A 13,668-nucleotide genomic window follows, 5' to 3' on the forward strand; every position below is an offset into this window, starting at 1 on the left:
GGCGGTCAAGGCGGTCAAGGCGGTCAAGGCGGTCAAGGCGGTCAAGGCGGTCAAGGTGGCAACGGCGGTCAAGGTGGCAACGGCGGTAGTGATGGGGGATTTGCGGTCTACGACTTCGATTTTAACCGTATCTTCTCAGACGAAGATAACCCGCAGCTTAACTTCATGACTCCGTATCAGCTATCGGGCACCATCAATACCGATGACTTAGGCTTTGCAAACTTTTCACATATCGACTTTTGGGCTCGAGATCCATCTGTGACCTCAAGTGTTCCAGAGCCGCGTACAGTTCTTTTGTTTGCTCTTGCGTTGCTTATACTTGCCGGGTTAAGCAGACGTGTAAGGGTGTAGTAACAGCGCTTATCTTACATTCGGGCAAAAGCGGGCTGGTCCCGCTTTTCTTAATTTTCAACTTTAACCTCAGACATTTGTAGAACGTCATCCCTGTCGATACACTTGGCCTCTCCAATCCCACAAGCACCAAATTGATGTACACCCTTCGTCCCTACCAGCGAGATTGCGTTCGCGCCACCATCGACTATTTCCGTAAAAATGATGCGCCCGCCTTGCTCTGTTTGCCCACCGGAGCGGGCAAGAGCTTGGTGATTGCCGAGCTGGCGCGCATTGCACGCGGGCGTGTGTTGGTGCTTACTCACGTGAAAGAGCTAGTGGAGCAAAACCATGCTAAGTATAAGAGCTACGATCTTAGCGCGGGCATCTTCTCGGCGGGCTTAGGGCGCAAAGAGAGTGACGACAAGGTGGTGTTTGCCTCGGTGCAATCGATGGTGAAGAGTCTGGATCGCTTCGCCAAAGAGTTCTCGCTACTGGTGATCGACGAGTGTCACCGGGTGCCGGATGATAAAAACTCCAGTTATCGCCGGGCCATTAGTCATCTGCAGGAGGTCAATCCGCAGCTTAAAATCCTCGGACTCACTGCCACCCCTTATCGCTTGGGGATGGGCTGGCTCTACCAGTACCATACCCGTGGTTTGGTGCGCAGCGAAGACCCGCGCTTTTTTAAAGACTGCATCTTCGAGCTGCCGATTGCCTACCTGCTGGATGAGGGCTTTTTATGCCCAGCCAAGATCATGGATATGGCAGTACTGGGTTACGACTTCTCCAGCGTGCACCCCTCTAAAAACGGCTACTTCAAAGACAGCGAACTCAATCGGGTGATTGCCGAACACAAGCGCGCCACCCCGCAGATTATTCAGCAGGTGGTGGATGTGGCTGCCGATCGCAAAGGGGTGATGATCTTCGCCGCCACCGTGGAGCACGCTAAAGAGGTGCTCGGCTACCTGCCCGACGGCGAAGCGGCACTGATTATTGGCGATACCCCGCTGGCCGAGCGCGATGCGTTGATCCAATCCTTCAAGCAACAGCAGCTTAAATACTTGGTGAACGTGTCGGTACTCACCACCGGCTTTGATGCGCCCCATGTGGACCTAATTGCAATCCTGCGTCCCACTGAATCGGTCAGCCTCTATCAGCAGATCGTCGGGCGTGGGTTGCGCCTTAGTGATGGCAAGCAGGATTGCTTGGTGCTGGAGTACGCCGGCAATCACTACGACCTGCATCAGCCAGAGGTGGGCGAGCCCAAGCCTGATTCCAAGGCGGAGATTGTCACCGTTCCCTGCCCAGCCTGCGGCTTTAACAATAACTTTTGGGGCATCCTCGATGACGATGGTTTTTTGGTGGAGCACTACGGCCGCCGCTGTCAGGGTTATTTGGAAGACGATGAGGGCGAGCGCGAAGACTGCGGCTACCGCTTTCGCGCCAAGTTCTGCGATGAGTGCGGCGCCGATAATGATATCGCCGCCCGCCGCTGTCACCTGTGCGATGCAGTGATGGTCGACCCAGACAAAAAGCTACGCGAAGCGCTCAAGCTAAAAGACGCGCTGATCTTCCAGTGCCAAGAGATGCGCTTGGAAGCGACCAAAAACCAATACGGCAAGCCACAGTTGCGGGTGACCTATATCGACGCTGGTGGCGCCGAGCTAAAAGAGCATTGGCAACTCGCCACCAAGCGCCAAAAACAGGATTTCTTAGCCCGCTTTGTGCCCGCCCATTTGGTAGATCGCCATCGCCCCTTCGATACCGCAGCCCCGAGCAAGGTTGCCAAAAGCGCCCACCGCTTTCGCCCCCCGGCGATTATCATTGCCCGCAAGCAGGGGCGTTTTTGGAGTATCCGCCACAAGCTGTTTGAGCTGGAGGGCATCTCCGAGAGCACCGAACGGGCGCTAGCAGGCGAGCTCTAAGGCCGTTAGCACCTAGTCACTGGTGCGTGGCCGGCGACCGATGTTGTGCAAACCAATCTCATCGCCATCCTGATCGCTGGCACTTACCTTCGCCAGTGGACTGCCGGTTTGCTGGTTAAAGAACTGGTAGGGACTGCGCTGCGCACTGGGCACCCAGTTCTCCGACCATTGCCATAATGCCACTAGCACTGGGAACAGATCCCGCCCTTTATTTGTGAGCTGATATTCCTGGCGCGAGCCGTGTTGGCCCACCTCTATCTTTTCCAGGATCCCCGACTCAACCAGTTGGCTTAGGCGGTTGCGTAGGATGTTCTTGGCGATCCCCATGCTGCGCTCAAAATCAGAGAAGCGACGCACACCGGCCATCGCATCACGAATAATCAGAAACGACCAATTATCTCCAACCTGGGCTAGGCATTGGGCTACTGAGCAGTTGAACTGCGAAAAGTTAACTCTAGTCATAAACCCTAGTGTGATTTATTTGGTTGCAATAGGCAACCAAATAATCTAGTCTCCTAACGCAACCAAAGTTGGTTAAAAGATAAACAGCATGTAGGAGGCAATATGGCCAATCTAAGAAAACGCTCGATGGCAATGGTGATGGTGGCAGCAGCGTTGGCGCTGCTGTGGTGGTCGGAGTCGGTGGTGGCTGAAGGTTTGAGTCTAGAGATTTTTGTTGCCGAGCCAGAGGAGATCAATGTCACCTCGGCCTTGATTATGGGGCCCACGGAGATGATGGTTATGAGTGCTCAAGGTACCCGCTCGGCGGCCCTGCGCTTGGCTGACTTGATTGAGAGCAAAGGGCTGGCACTCAAGTATGTTTTCCTTAGTCACCCACACCTCGATCACTCACAAGGTGCCGGGATACTGTTGGAACGCTTCCCTGAGGCTCGCTTTATCGCCACCCCTGAGGTAGCCGCCTTGCAACGCCATCGCATCCCACTAGATGACAAGATGGCGACATCGCGTTATGGCACAAACGCGGCGGTCCCCTCGTTACCTGCAGAGGATTATCTTGCCGATACCATCGAGATCGATGGCTACCCGATTGAGATCTGGAAAGACATCATTGGTGATGCCGGGATCGGCCACCCGGACGAACCCCATGTAGCGCTACATATCCCCGCTTTAAACGCTTTGCTGCCCAGTGACGTGGTTTACTACAACGCCCACGTCATGCTCGGCGGTACCACTGAGGAGAGTCGCCGAATCTGGCTGGAGCAGCTCAATAGTTGGTTGGCAATGGACTTAAGCGTTGTGGTGCCGGGCCATATGCCCAAGGGCGCAGATCTATCACCCAATGGTGCGCTAACCCATACCCGCGACTACATCTTGGCCTACGATCGCGCCATGGCACGACACGACAATGCCGATGCGGTGATTAAGCTTATGTTGGAGCAGTATCCCAACACGCCACATCGCAGTGCCTTGCTGTTGGGCACCTACCTGAACTTTAGTCAGATGCATCGTCTGACCTTTAACCCCAAGGTGGAGAAAGTGGCATCCTGGCTACCGCGCTCGCTGGTAGAGTGGGCCGACAGAAAGTTGTTTGAGCAGCGTAAAAAGGCCTATAACAACCTTGCTGAGGAATAAAAAAGCTGGCCTCAAACGGCCAGCTTTAGCCAAGAGCAATCGGCTGATGCGCTAGGCGCCAATCACCCCGCCATCATCACGAGTGACCACCACAATGGTGGAGCGCGGCTTGCTGTCGCCACCCGCAGGATAATGCGAAGGTTTACCCTTCTCGCCCGGATGTTGGATGCCTACAAACATGCTGCGCTGGTCGTCGCTGAAGGCCAGGCCGGTGATCTCACAGGCAATCGGGCCGGTCATAAAGCGGCGCACTTCACCGGTCATCGGGTCGCCACACAGCATTTGGTTGTTACCCTGGCCCGCGAAATTACCCTCGTTGGAGTAGTTGCCGTCGGTTTGGATCCATAGGCGGCCGGCTTTATCGAAGCCGATACCGTCGGGGCTGTTAAACATGTTGTCTTTATTGATGTTGTCGCTGCCCGCATAGAGGTTGCCTTGGTGCACGGTCGGGTTACCGGCAATCAGGTAGAGATCCCAGTCAAACTCATTGGCCGTGTGGTCGCCACCGGCCGGTGACCAACGTACGATTTGGCCATAGTGGTTCTCGGCGCGCGGGTTCGGACCGCCAACCGGTTGATTGTCTTTAACGCCGCGATTTTTGTTGTTGGTTAGGGTGCAGAACACGTACTGGTTGCCCGGATGCACCGCGACCCACTCAGGGCGGTCCATGGTGGTAGCGCCGACCACGGTTGCTGCGCGGCGGGCGTAGATCAGCACCTCGGCTTGGTCGTTGAAGCCGTTGCTGGCATCCAGGCCATTCTTGCCAAAGCTCAGCTCGATCCACTCGCCTTTGCCTTTCAGGGCATCGGGCTCCATGGAGAACTTGGCGACATACAGGGTGCCTTCTTCCAGCAAGCTGCGGTTGTTGGCGTTGTCGCCCTCGATGTACTTGCCTTTGGAGACGAACTTGTAGAGGTGTTCGCCACGCTCGTCATCGCCCAAGTAGACCACCGCGTGGCCGTCGCCATTGATGGTCATCGCGGCATTTTCATGCTTAAAGCGGCCTAGCGCGGTGCGCTTGAGCGGGGTAGAGCTTGGGTCCATCGGGTCGATTTCCACCACCCAGCCATGGCGGTGCGGCTCGTTGGGGTGCTTGGCCACATCGAAGCGCTCATCGTGGCTGTGCCACAGGTATTTGCTAGGCTTGGCTTTGATGCCATAGCGGCCGTAATCGTCGTTAAGTGCTGTTTGCGTGTTGGCGGCTTGCTCGGTGCCAAAATAGCCGTGGAAGTTCTCTTCACAGGTCAGATAGGTGCCCCACGGTGTTTGGCCGTTAGCACAGTTATTAAAGGTGCCCAGTACTTGGGTTCCACTAGCATCGGCGGCGGTTTTGAGCAGCTCATGGCCAGCGGCCGGGCCGGTGAGCTCCATCTCGGTAAAGGCGGTGATGCGGCGGTTGAGTTTGCCGCCCTTGTCGATTTGCCAGCCATTGCCAGTCTTCGCTAGCTCAACAATGGTGACGCCGTGGGCGGCTTGGGATTTACGCACTTCGTCGGCGCTGAGCTTCTTGCCATCGTGGGCGAACATCAGGTCGATGTTGATGTACTCGTTGTTCACCGCCAGCACGGCACGCTCATCGCTAAGCTGGAAAAAACTCATGCCATCGGTGTTGTCACCAAATTGCTGGGCTTGTGCATCAGAGCCTTGGTTGCCGCTCGGGTCAAACTCTGGCGCGCCGTTAAAGATCGGGTCACCCCAAGACATCAGCACCTCAGCCTGGTAGCCCTTTGGCACCACCACCTTATCGGCGGTGGAAGCGGGCACTGCGTCGAAACCAATCAGCGGGCTACTGGCAGCTGCAATCGCCTTGGCGACGGGGTTGAGGCTTAGGAAGGCACCAGCACTTAGTGCGGCGGTCGCACCCAGAAAGCCACGGCGTGATAGCTGGCTATTAATCATCTGGGTAAATTGTGCGTCCTGCTCTGACATCTCTCTCTCCTTGCTTGTTGAGTGTCGAAACCATCAGATTAGTCGTTGAATGTTGCAAATATGTTAACTTGGGCGTTGGGTTGAGCTCGAGGAAGTTTGCTGAGTTACTGTAGCTGGGTGGAGATGACTGGTGCAGAGAGTCTGCACCAGTTGTAGTGATGCTCGTGGTTAATTACGGTCGAGCATTGTGTAGTTGTTAGGCACTTCAAAGTTACTGTTATGCGCTAAACGATTCTCGACACTTTGGATATCGTAGATATAGCGAACTCTCACATCTTTCATCCATGCGTCGACTTTCTTGTCTACTGCATCATTGGCGGCACTTTTTAGTAGCCCCCCAAGTAAGCTGGTTGCTGCATCTTCCAGCCCATCTACTCCATTGGATAGATCGATACTCAGCGACTCTTTTTCTTTCGCTGGCTTGCTCTCTACACAGGCTTCTTGTTTTTGGAACCATTCAAACTTAATAGACAAAGGGTAACCTTGAATTGCGCTCAGCTCTTGGTTAATAGAGCCCAGTAAATCGGGGCTACCTTTTTCGGTATCGCCGGTTAGTGCGCTAATCGCTCTGAATCCATCTTGGCCCAATAGACGCGATAGCGGCTGATTATTGCCAACCGAGTCTAAATAACGATCTGTGGCTTTTTGATGAATCCTCCAAGCCTCGGTCATTTCGGCATTGGGGGTGGTGGTCCAGAATACCATCTGCACTAAGTTGAGATCCTTAAGCCCTTGGTCATCGGTAAACTCAGTGGTCCATGTGACCTTGTACTCTTCGGTCTCCATTCCCTGCATTTGCCGGGACTCTCCGGTTGCAGCAACCTCAAAGTCGTTGCGGGTTAGCTCCGTTTCGCAGCCTCGCTCCTCGTAGCTTTCGTAGCTCTCGGTATCATCGTCGCGTGGAAACAGCTCTTCGAGCAGGTTGCTGCAGCCAGAAAGCGCGCACTCTTGGTATTGTTTCTTTGTGTGGTCAACTTGCCAGAGCAGGTTTTGGTCCATGCGAAAGATACCGCTGGTATCACTGTTCGCCCAGCGCATGTAAAAGCTGTCGCGTTTAACTTTGTCATGAATCGTTCGCATATCTTCACGGGTGTAGACTGTTTGCTCGCCTTTTGAATCTGGAACAAACAACCCGTTTAATACGTAACTGGCAGTAATGACGGAGGTTAATTCTTGTGGGGTGTCGTCGCTGGGGGTTGAGGCACACGAGCTCAGACCTAGTGCAGCCAAACTGGCGAGTAGAGTAGTTGAACAACGGAGTTTCATTTGCATCCCTTCCAATAAAAAATAAAACTATCAACGAAAGGGAGTGTAACAAAAGGCTTTTTTATCAATAAGGTGGCAGATCAATTTCTATACAGTCGCAGTTTGAAAAATGCTCTGTAACGCACTTAGCGATAAATGGTCTTTATATTCGAACAATTAGCTACTCATAGCCATAATTTCGAAACGAGCATTGATGGAGTGAGTAGTGAAGCAAACCCGAATCTTGGTGGGCATCGGCCTGCTGTTTAATATCATCGCTGCGCTGATTACCAACTTCTATATCGATGAGGCTGGAGCCGAGGCGAATGTCTTGTCTCAGCGACAGCAGCAAAACGACAACCTGATCCGCCAGGTGTGGTTGCAGCTCGACTCGCTGGAACGCAAACGCGAGTTAATTCTTGGCTTGGTCTCGCAGGACACGCCTCCTCCGGCGTCGGTTGGCCAGTTGATCGAGCAAGACCTGCGCTATTGGACGCCCGATATGCCTGCCGCCGAGATCAAGCTTAGTAACTTGCCGGCGTTGAACCAGCACATTCAGGGGATTCAGCTGGAGCTACGCGAACGCATCGACAATTACTATCTGGAGAACCTCGACCTTAATGAGCAGATCAACGAACAAATGCTCCATACCTCGCGCATTCGTAACTTAGCTTTATTTTTACAGATCATTGGCTTAGCCTTGATTTTGGCACGAGACCTGAGCCGGTCGTAGTGCACCTCTCATTTGAGCTCAAGGATTAAGGACCGAGGAGTAGTTATGGACGATCCCCACCACCGCCCGCAGATGGATGCCTTCGATAGCTTGAGTGTGTTGCTCTATCGTGGTGCGTGGCTCAGTTTAGCGGCCATCTTGCTATATGGTTGCTGGCCATTGCTCACAGGTGGCCATGCGGTGGTGCCGCTGTGGCTGTTGGTCGCATCGGTGGCAATGCTCGGCGCGCAGCTGCATATCTACTTAAAGCCGGTGCGGGTCGTTCTGCAACTGGCGGCTTGGAGCGCGCTTGCTCTGGCGCTCATCTACTACCGTTGGCACTGGCCCTTGGCGGCCAGTTTAAGTTTGGGGGCCTGTTATGTGGTTGCCGCAGGGCTTAGTTATAAAGAGAGCTTCTGCTTTCAGTTCGGGCCGCTGCGGCTGCTGCCGATTGTTTTTGTGGCGGATTGGCTAGCCGCACAATTTGCCGTCGGAAGGGTTGTCACCCTGCCAGTGTTGGCGCTTGGAGTGAGCTATATCGCCATTGCCAAGTGTCGCCAACCGCTCGACTTTGATATCGGTGATAAGAGCAAGTATCAGTATTAACCAGCGTTGGGCTGCGGGCTGCGGGCTGCTAGCTTCGGGCTCTTAGCTAGGCGAACACTGTCTTTAACAGAAACACCACCAAACCCAGCATCATCACCGCGATCACCCCATCGATAATCCGCTGAGCAGTCGGGCGGCTTAGCACTGGCGCCAGCTTGCTGCCCAGCAGCGAGAGCGAGAAGAACCATGCGAATGATGCGGTGATCCCGCCCATAACAAAGGCCGGTCGCGCTTCCGGCGTGAGGTTGGCGGCAAAGCTGCCTAGTACCAAAATGGTGTCGATATACACATGAGGGTTGAGCAGGGTGAAGGCCATACAGGCCAGCAGCACCGCCTTGAACTGCCCTTGAGTGCGAGCGCTGGCGACCTGCGATTGACGACGCCACGCACGCTGCGCGCACTGCCAGCCGTAGTAGAGCATAAACAGGCTGCCGCAGATGGTCATGGTGTAGAGCAGCCAAGGCTGGCTGGCAAACAGGCGGGCACCGCCCCATACGCCAATGCTCATAAAGATCACATCGGCAAATGAGCAGAAACTGGCAACAAACAGATGATGCTGTCGGCGGATCCCTTGGTTAAGCACAAAGGCGTTTTGCATACCAATCGGCATAATCATGCCGGCCATCAGGCCTAAGCCACTCAAATAACTGCTCAATATCATTGCTTGTTTCCTTACTCTTTACTCACGCGTTATTGCTGCATTCACGCGTCTTTGTTCACGCGCGTTAGCTACGTGTATTCGCCGTCACTATAACTAGCCGCCTTGATTAATTGCAGCTAATAATATTTATTGGTTATTAGGAAAATTAATATGAGTGTTGTCTATGTCAGGGATGAACCTGGAGCAGCTTGACTACAAGCTGCTAAAAGCCCTTGAAGCGGTGCTGCGTCATCAAAGCTTTGAGGCTGCCGCCGTCAGCCTGCACCTAAGCCAAGGGGCGGTGAGTCAGCGCATCAAGCAATTGGAAACGCTATTGGCACAGCCGGTGTTGCTGCGCACCCAGCCGCTAAGACCAACCCCCTTGGGCCAGCAGTTATTGGGGCACTATCAGCGGGTTCGCCAGTTGGAATCGGAGCTGGCGGTGCAGCTTGAGCAGCAGCAAGGCCCACAAACCCTGCCGCTGGCGGTTAATGCCGATAGCCTGGCCACCTGGTTTATTCCCGCCTTACAGCCCTTGCTCGGCGCCGGGCGATTGGTGCTGAACCTGATGGTGGAAGATGAGTCGCGCACCTGGCAGCGGATGCGTAGCGGCGAGGCCATCGCCTGCGTTACCTCGCGGCAGGAAGGTATTGCTGGTAGCGAGGCGCACTTTCTGGGCTACATGGAGTACCTCTGTGTGGCTACCCCTGAGTTTGCCGAGCGCTACTTTGCCAAAGGCGTCAGCGCTGAATCGTTGCGGCTCGCCCCGGCAATGGTATTCGACCAACACGACGACATGCAGCTGCAGTTTCTCTCCCAGCACTTTGACCTGCAGCCCGGTCAGTATCCTTGCCATGTGGTGCGATCCTCGGAGGGCTTTGTGGCACTTACCGAGGCCAGTGGTGGCTATAGCCTGTGTGCTCGTCCTCAAGTCGAACAACAATTAGCGGCAGGAACCTTGGTAGATATTTGCCCCGAGCGGATGGTGCGGGTGCCCTTGTTCTGGCATCACTGGCAATTAGCAGGTAACTTAGTGATTGAAGTTACAGACTATTTACGGGCATACACCCGTCAGGTGCTGTCTCAACAAACGGCAACGGAATAACGCAACACCATCGTAGAAGGAATTCGCCGATGAAAGTGATTATCGCTCCCGACTCTTTTAAAGAAAGCCTCACTGCCATGGAAGTGGCGGACTATATCGAACTGGGCTTTCGTCAGATCTATCCCGATGCCGAATACTGCAAGGTGCCGCTGGCCGATGGCGGCGAAGGCACCGTACAAGCACTGGTCGATGCCACTGGCGGTCGGATTATGCCGGTGCTGGCGCAGGGACCCTTGGGCCAATCGGTGGAAGCCTTCTTCGGCATGCTCGGCGATGGCGAAACCGCCGCGATCGAGATGGCCGCGGCATCCGGCCTGCACTTGGTGACTCCCCCCGAGTTACGCGATCCCAGACAAACCTCCAGCTACGGCACCGGTGAGCTGATTAAGGCTGCGCTTGATAGCGGCGCTAAGCGTTTGATTCTCGGCCTCGGCGGCAGCGCCACCAATGACGCAGGCTTAGGCATGCTGAAAGCGCTTGGGGCGAAGTTCTTCGACCAGTTTAACAAGCCCTTGGGAGATGGCGGCGCTGCGTTGATCGATCTAGCGCATATCGATGTGAGTGAACTGGACCCGCGCCTTAAGCAAGTGGATATCGAGGTGGCCTGCGATGTGGACAACCCACTGTGTGGCGACAATGGTGCATCGGCGGTATTTGGCCCGCAAAAAGGTGCCACCGAGGACATGGTCGAGCTGCTGGACCGCGCCTTGGGCAACTTTGCCAAGGTGGTCAACACACAGCTAGGTCAAGACGTCGCGCACTTACCCGGTGCCGGTGCGGCCGGCGGTATGGGTGCCGCTTTGGTGGCCTTTATGGGGGCAGAGCTACGCCCCGGCGTGAACATCGTCACTGAAGCGGTGGATCTGGAAAGTAAACTGGAAGGGGCGGATCTGCTGATCACTGGTGAGGGCCGTATCGACAGTCAGACCATTGCCGGTAAAACCCCGTTTGGCGCCGCGCAATTGGCTAAGCAGTTCGACATTCCAGTGATCGCACTGGCGGGCAGTATGCGCTACGACTACGAAGTGGTGCTCGAGCACGGTATCGATGCGGTGTTCTCGGTGGTACCCGGGCCGTGTAGCTTGGAACATGCGCTAACCCACGCAGAGCAAAACTTAGCGGTGGCGGCACGTAATGTGGCAGCGACTCTGAAGATGGGTGGCGGGTTTTAACGTCTCACTTTCGCATTAGCTTACAAGGACAGGTTTGATGTTCGTTATATCGCTGGATTACATCGTCGATTTGGAGCGGGTTGAGCCGCTGATTGACGAGCACTTGGCCTTTCTCGACCGCTACTATTCGCAAGGCGTGTTTGTCGCCTCCGGCAGAAAAGAGCCCCGCACCGGTGGCGTGATCTTGGCGAATAAGGTTTCACGAGCAGAGCTTGAAGCACTGATTAAGGAAGATCCTTTTTACCGGGAGAAGGTGGCTGACTATCAGATAACAGAGTTTCTGGCGACCAAAGTGGGCGAGGGCTTTGAAGCGCTGGCAAGTTAAACGCGCGCCAGTTGTCACGTCCACTTGTCTTGGAAAGAACTTCCGTAAACGTTCAACTAAAACTGGTTGCCTGCGATAGGTAATCCAGTTTCGCCTTTTGCCCATGGTGACCAAAATACCCTCATGTTCGGTCATGCCAAGGAGTCGGGTTAAACAGGCTTAAGGTGTAACACCTTGAGAGGTCTTAGCTACCGCCGTGTTGGCCAGAGAAGGAACCCTATGCACTACAAAGTAATGAAGAACTATTCAGACAACCCATCTAAACCGATACGAGTGCTAGCTGGTGAAGAGCTAGTGGTCATTGAAGAATCTAACCCTGAAGGGGATTGGCCGAACTGGGTGCTCTGTAAAGGGACTAACAAGCAAGGCTGGGTGCCAAAGCAATTGCTTCGCATAGTTGGGAGCAGCGCCACAATGCTAAGCGATTATCACGCTATTGAGCACAGTCTAATCGTGGGAGAAACAGTTGTTGCCCAATCAGAGTTAAATGGCTGGGTGTGGGCAGAAAAAACAGCTGCGCCGGGTCAATTTGCTTGGGCACCGATCAACCACCTGGAACGGCTACCGACAAGCCACCGAGGTTAAGTACTTATTTTATAGTTTTGGGTGTATTGGGAGTCTCTGTTATATGCCTGCGGCCATACCAGCTGTGGACGCGCTGATAGCAAAAACAAACCACGATGGGGATCAGTGAGAACCACAGAATAAACTCTGGCAAGATGGTGTATGCCCGATCTGGCTTACTCACCCCATGAATAATCGAGACTAACCACGCGATCACGGACAGCCAGCAGCTGAAGAAGGTGATCACCCAGTAGGGGGCCCACTCACTATCTGCCGGGGTGAGCTTTTTGGCGACAAACCAGCAGACCAGCCCGGGGATCCAAGCATAAACAATGACGATAGCACTGAACAGGGCCTGCCCGGAGGGGGCGGGCAAAGAAGGCTCAGCTAGGATAAAGCGGTCTTGCCACATATCCACCGCGACCAAGCCCGCAATGGCCAGTTGGATGAGAAGAAAGAGTTTGGTTTTAGCGTGCATCAAAGCGGCTGACATCCTTTGTCGATTGGTGAACAGGCCTATCCATCCTTAGTCAAACAGCGCAATATGCGTGTTTAGATAGTGCTTTCAAAACTATCAACAGAAGTGTGTTTGTTCAAACTATCAATGACCTATGTTTGATCTGATGCGTCTGCCACGCAGCCCTCACCCTACCTTGATAGCTCATCCGCAACAGCATGGCTGATGGATAAGCGTTGGCGCGGATGATAACCTTTTGGTCAATCCTCGGTATTGGCTGCTCCGCTGTTTGCCGTGTTTAGCCGCCATGAAACCGCGTTGTTGTAGGCCCGTAGTATGAAATTGATTTCGATAGTTTTTCTGCTGTTTTTCTCTGTGAGTGCCCATGCTTCTTGTGTGGTGCTTCTACACGGCCTTGCTCGTACGCCAAGTTCGATGAAGGTGTTGGAAGCAACCTTGCAGGAGGAAGGCTTTACACCGGTTAACTTGGGTTATCCGTCGCGGGATTACCCCATCGAGCAGCTGGCCGAGATGGCCATTGAACCCGCCTTAGCAAAGTGTCCAGACGGTATGACGGTCCACTTCGTCACGCATTCCCTTGGCGGTATTTTGCTGCGTCAGTATCTGAGTCAACAGCCCATCAACAACTTGGGACGAGTGGTGATGTTAGGGCCCCCCAATCAAGGCAGTGAGGTGGTCGACAAGCTCGCCGACGTGCCCGGCTTTCGTTTTCTCAATGGTGAGGCTGGGCTGCAGCTCGGCACCGGTGAGCTGAGCGTGCCGAATCGCTTGGGTAAAGCCGAGTTTGATCTGGGCATTATTGCTGGTACTAAGAGCATCAATCTGATCTTGTCACAACTGATCCCAAGCACTGATGATGGCAAGGTATCCATCGAGCGCACCAAGCTCGAGGGGATGAATGATCATATCGAGATGCCGGTTAGCCACCCCTTTTTGATGAAGAACGAGGCGGTTATCAAGCAGGTGGTGCACTACCTGAGAAACGGCAATTTTGAACACCAACAGCCACCTTCGGCTAAGTCGTGAGTTTGCAGGAGTGTG

The 13,668-nt window shown here is 54.3% G+C and carries 15 protein-coding genes; 10 read left to right on the forward strand and 5 right to left on the reverse strand.

Annotation, left to right across the window (positions count from 1 at the left end; all coding sequences use genetic code 11):
* Both G461_RS26255 and radD read left to right on the forward strand, forming a co-directional pair.
* Positions 1-351, forward strand: a 351-nt coding sequence (locus tag G461_RS26255) for a PEP-CTERM sorting domain-containing protein (RefSeq protein WP_211236252.1), incomplete at its 5' end; no start/stop codon positions are given.
* A gap of 134 nt (positions 352-485) precedes the next feature.
* On the forward strand, positions 486-2,258 hold the full coding sequence (radD, locus tag G461_RS23435) for a DNA repair helicase RadD (protein WP_245587156.1): 1,773 nt from the start codon (positions 486-488) through the stop codon (positions 2,256-2,258).
* A 12-nt stretch (positions 2,259-2,270) separates the two neighbouring features.
* Here radD and G461_RS23440 read toward each other — a convergent pair whose 3' ends face one another.
* Positions 2,271-2,720, reverse strand: coding sequence for a winged helix-turn-helix transcriptional regulator (locus G461_RS23440; RefSeq protein WP_035479472.1), 450 nt, complete (start codon positions 2,718-2,720; stop codon positions 2,271-2,273).
* A 102-nt stretch (positions 2,721-2,822) separates the two neighbouring features.
* On the opposite strand from G461_RS23440, the gene G461_RS0105680 reads away from it, so the two are divergent.
* On the forward strand, positions 2,823-3,851 hold the full coding sequence (locus tag G461_RS0105680; RefSeq protein WP_026971100.1) for an MBL fold metallo-hydrolase: 1,029 nt from the start codon (positions 2,823-2,825) through the stop codon (positions 3,849-3,851).
* Positions 3,852-3,902: 51 nt separating this feature from the next.
* Here the strand turns inward: G461_RS0105680 and G461_RS0105685 are convergent, their stop codons facing one another.
* Both G461_RS0105685 and G461_RS0105690 read right to left on the reverse strand, forming a co-directional pair.
* On the reverse strand, positions 3,903-5,780 hold the full coding sequence (locus G461_RS0105685) for a PhoX family protein (RefSeq protein ID WP_026971101.1): 1,878 nt from the start codon (positions 5,778-5,780) through the stop codon (positions 3,903-3,905).
* Positions 5,781-5,948: 168 nt separating this feature from the next.
* On the reverse strand, positions 5,949-7,046 hold the full coding sequence (locus G461_RS0105690; RefSeq protein WP_026971102.1) for a hypothetical protein: 1,098 nt from the start codon (positions 7,044-7,046) through the stop codon (positions 5,949-5,951).
* A 205-nt stretch (positions 7,047-7,251) separates the two neighbouring features.
* On the opposite strand from G461_RS0105690, the gene G461_RS0105695 reads away from it, so the two are divergent.
* Both G461_RS0105695 and G461_RS25405 read left to right on the forward strand, forming a co-directional pair.
* Positions 7,252-7,758 (forward strand): hypothetical protein, encoded by a 507-nt coding sequence (locus G461_RS0105695; protein WP_035479475.1) that lies wholly within the window; start codon positions 7,252-7,254, stop codon positions 7,756-7,758.
* A 45-nt stretch (positions 7,759-7,803) separates the two neighbouring features.
* A complete protein-coding gene (locus tag G461_RS25405; RefSeq protein ID WP_051333382.1) occupies positions 7,804-8,343 on the forward strand; it encodes a DUF2301 domain-containing membrane protein in 540 nt (179 codons plus the stop codon).
* Between the two features lie 46 nt (positions 8,344-8,389).
* Here G461_RS25405 and G461_RS0105705 read toward each other — a convergent pair whose 3' ends face one another.
* Positions 8,390-9,004, reverse strand: coding sequence for a LysE/ArgO family amino acid transporter (locus G461_RS0105705; protein WP_051333383.1), 615 nt, complete (start codon positions 9,002-9,004; stop codon positions 8,390-8,392).
* A gap of 163 nt (positions 9,005-9,167) precedes the next feature.
* On the opposite strand from G461_RS0105705, the gene G461_RS0105710 reads away from it, so the two are divergent.
* From G461_RS0105710 to G461_RS0105725, 4 genes are all read left to right on the forward strand, one after another.
* The gene (locus G461_RS0105710; RefSeq protein WP_245587157.1) at positions 9,168-10,088 is read left to right on the forward strand and encodes a LysR family transcriptional regulator ArgP; all 921 of its coding nucleotides are present in this window, start codon (positions 9,168-9,170) and stop codon (positions 10,086-10,088) included.
* Between the two features lie 29 nt (positions 10,089-10,117).
* On the forward strand, positions 10,118-11,260 hold the full coding sequence (locus tag G461_RS0105715; RefSeq protein ID WP_026971106.1) for a glycerate kinase: 1,143 nt from the start codon (positions 10,118-10,120) through the stop codon (positions 11,258-11,260).
* 37 nt (positions 11,261-11,297) lie between these two features.
* Positions 11,298-11,585: a YciI family protein gene (locus G461_RS0105720; protein WP_026971107.1), complete on the forward strand. Its 288-nt coding sequence runs from the start codon at positions 11,298-11,300 to the stop codon at positions 11,583-11,585.
* A gap of 219 nt (positions 11,586-11,804) precedes the next feature.
* On the forward strand, positions 11,805-12,170 hold the full coding sequence (locus G461_RS0105725) for an SH3 domain-containing protein (protein ID WP_026971108.1): 366 nt from the start codon (positions 11,805-11,807) through the stop codon (positions 12,168-12,170).
* A 4-nt stretch (positions 12,171-12,174) separates the two neighbouring features.
* On the opposite strand, the gene G461_RS0105730 is transcribed toward G461_RS0105725, so the two are convergent.
* Positions 12,175-12,627: a hypothetical protein gene (locus G461_RS0105730; protein ID WP_157360246.1), complete on the reverse strand. Its 453-nt coding sequence runs from the start codon at positions 12,625-12,627 to the stop codon at positions 12,175-12,177.
* 315 nt (positions 12,628-12,942) lie between these two features.
* Between G461_RS0105730 and G461_RS0105735 the strand changes: the two genes are divergently transcribed.
* Complete coding sequence (locus G461_RS0105735; RefSeq protein WP_026971110.1) at positions 12,943-13,653, forward strand: esterase/lipase family protein; 711 nt, start codon at positions 12,943-12,945, stop codon at positions 13,651-13,653.
* The last annotated feature ends 15 nt before the right edge of the window (positions 13,654-13,668 follow it).

The sequence above is a fragment of the Aliagarivorans marinus DSM 23064 genome (assembly GCF_000429485.1).
Classification (GTDB): domain Bacteria; phylum Pseudomonadota; class Gammaproteobacteria; order Enterobacterales; family Celerinatantimonadaceae; genus Aliagarivorans; species Aliagarivorans marinus.

What these genes read in the sequence shown, in the direction of transcription:
- G461_RS0105685 (WP_026971101.1), bottom strand. Translation starts at nt 5,780, where the DNA reads ATGTCAGAGCAGGACGCACAATTTACCCAGATGATTAATAGCCAGCTA.
- G461_RS0105720 (WP_026971107.1), top strand. Translation starts at nt 11,298, where the DNA reads ATGTTCGTTATATCGCTGGATTACATCGTCGATTTGGAGCGGGTTGAG.
- G461_RS0105725 (WP_026971108.1), top strand. Translation starts at nt 11,805, where the DNA reads ATGCACTACAAAGTAATGAAGAACTATTCAGACAACCCATCTAAACCG.
- G461_RS23440 (WP_035479472.1), bottom strand. Translation starts at nt 2,720, where the DNA reads ATGACTAGAGTTAACTTTTCGCAGTTCAACTGCTCAGTAGCCCAATGC.
- G461_RS0105730 (WP_157360246.1), bottom strand. Translation starts at nt 12,627, where the DNA reads ATGCACGCTAAAACCAAACTCTTTCTTCTCATCCAACTGGCCATTGCG.
- G461_RS0105735 (WP_026971110.1), top strand. Translation starts at nt 12,943, where the DNA reads ATGAAATTGATTTCGATAGTTTTTCTGCTGTTTTTCTCTGTGAGTGCC.
- G461_RS25405 (WP_051333382.1), top strand. Translation starts at nt 7,804, where the DNA reads ATGGACGATCCCCACCACCGCCCGCAGATGGATGCCTTCGATAGCTTG.
- G461_RS0105690 (WP_026971102.1), bottom strand. Translation starts at nt 7,046, where the DNA reads ATGAAACTCCGTTGTTCAACTACTCTACTCGCCAGTTTGGCTGCACTA.
- G461_RS0105710 (WP_245587157.1), top strand. Translation starts at nt 9,168, where the DNA reads ATGTCAGGGATGAACCTGGAGCAGCTTGACTACAAGCTGCTAAAAGCC.
- G461_RS0105705 (WP_051333383.1), bottom strand. Translation starts at nt 9,004, where the DNA reads ATGATATTGAGCAGTTATTTGAGTGGCTTAGGCCTGATGGCCGGCATG.
- G461_RS0105715 (WP_026971106.1), top strand. Translation starts at nt 10,118, where the DNA reads ATGAAAGTGATTATCGCTCCCGACTCTTTTAAAGAAAGCCTCACTGCC.
- G461_RS0105680 (WP_026971100.1), top strand. Translation starts at nt 2,823, where the DNA reads ATGGCCAATCTAAGAAAACGCTCGATGGCAATGGTGATGGTGGCAGCA.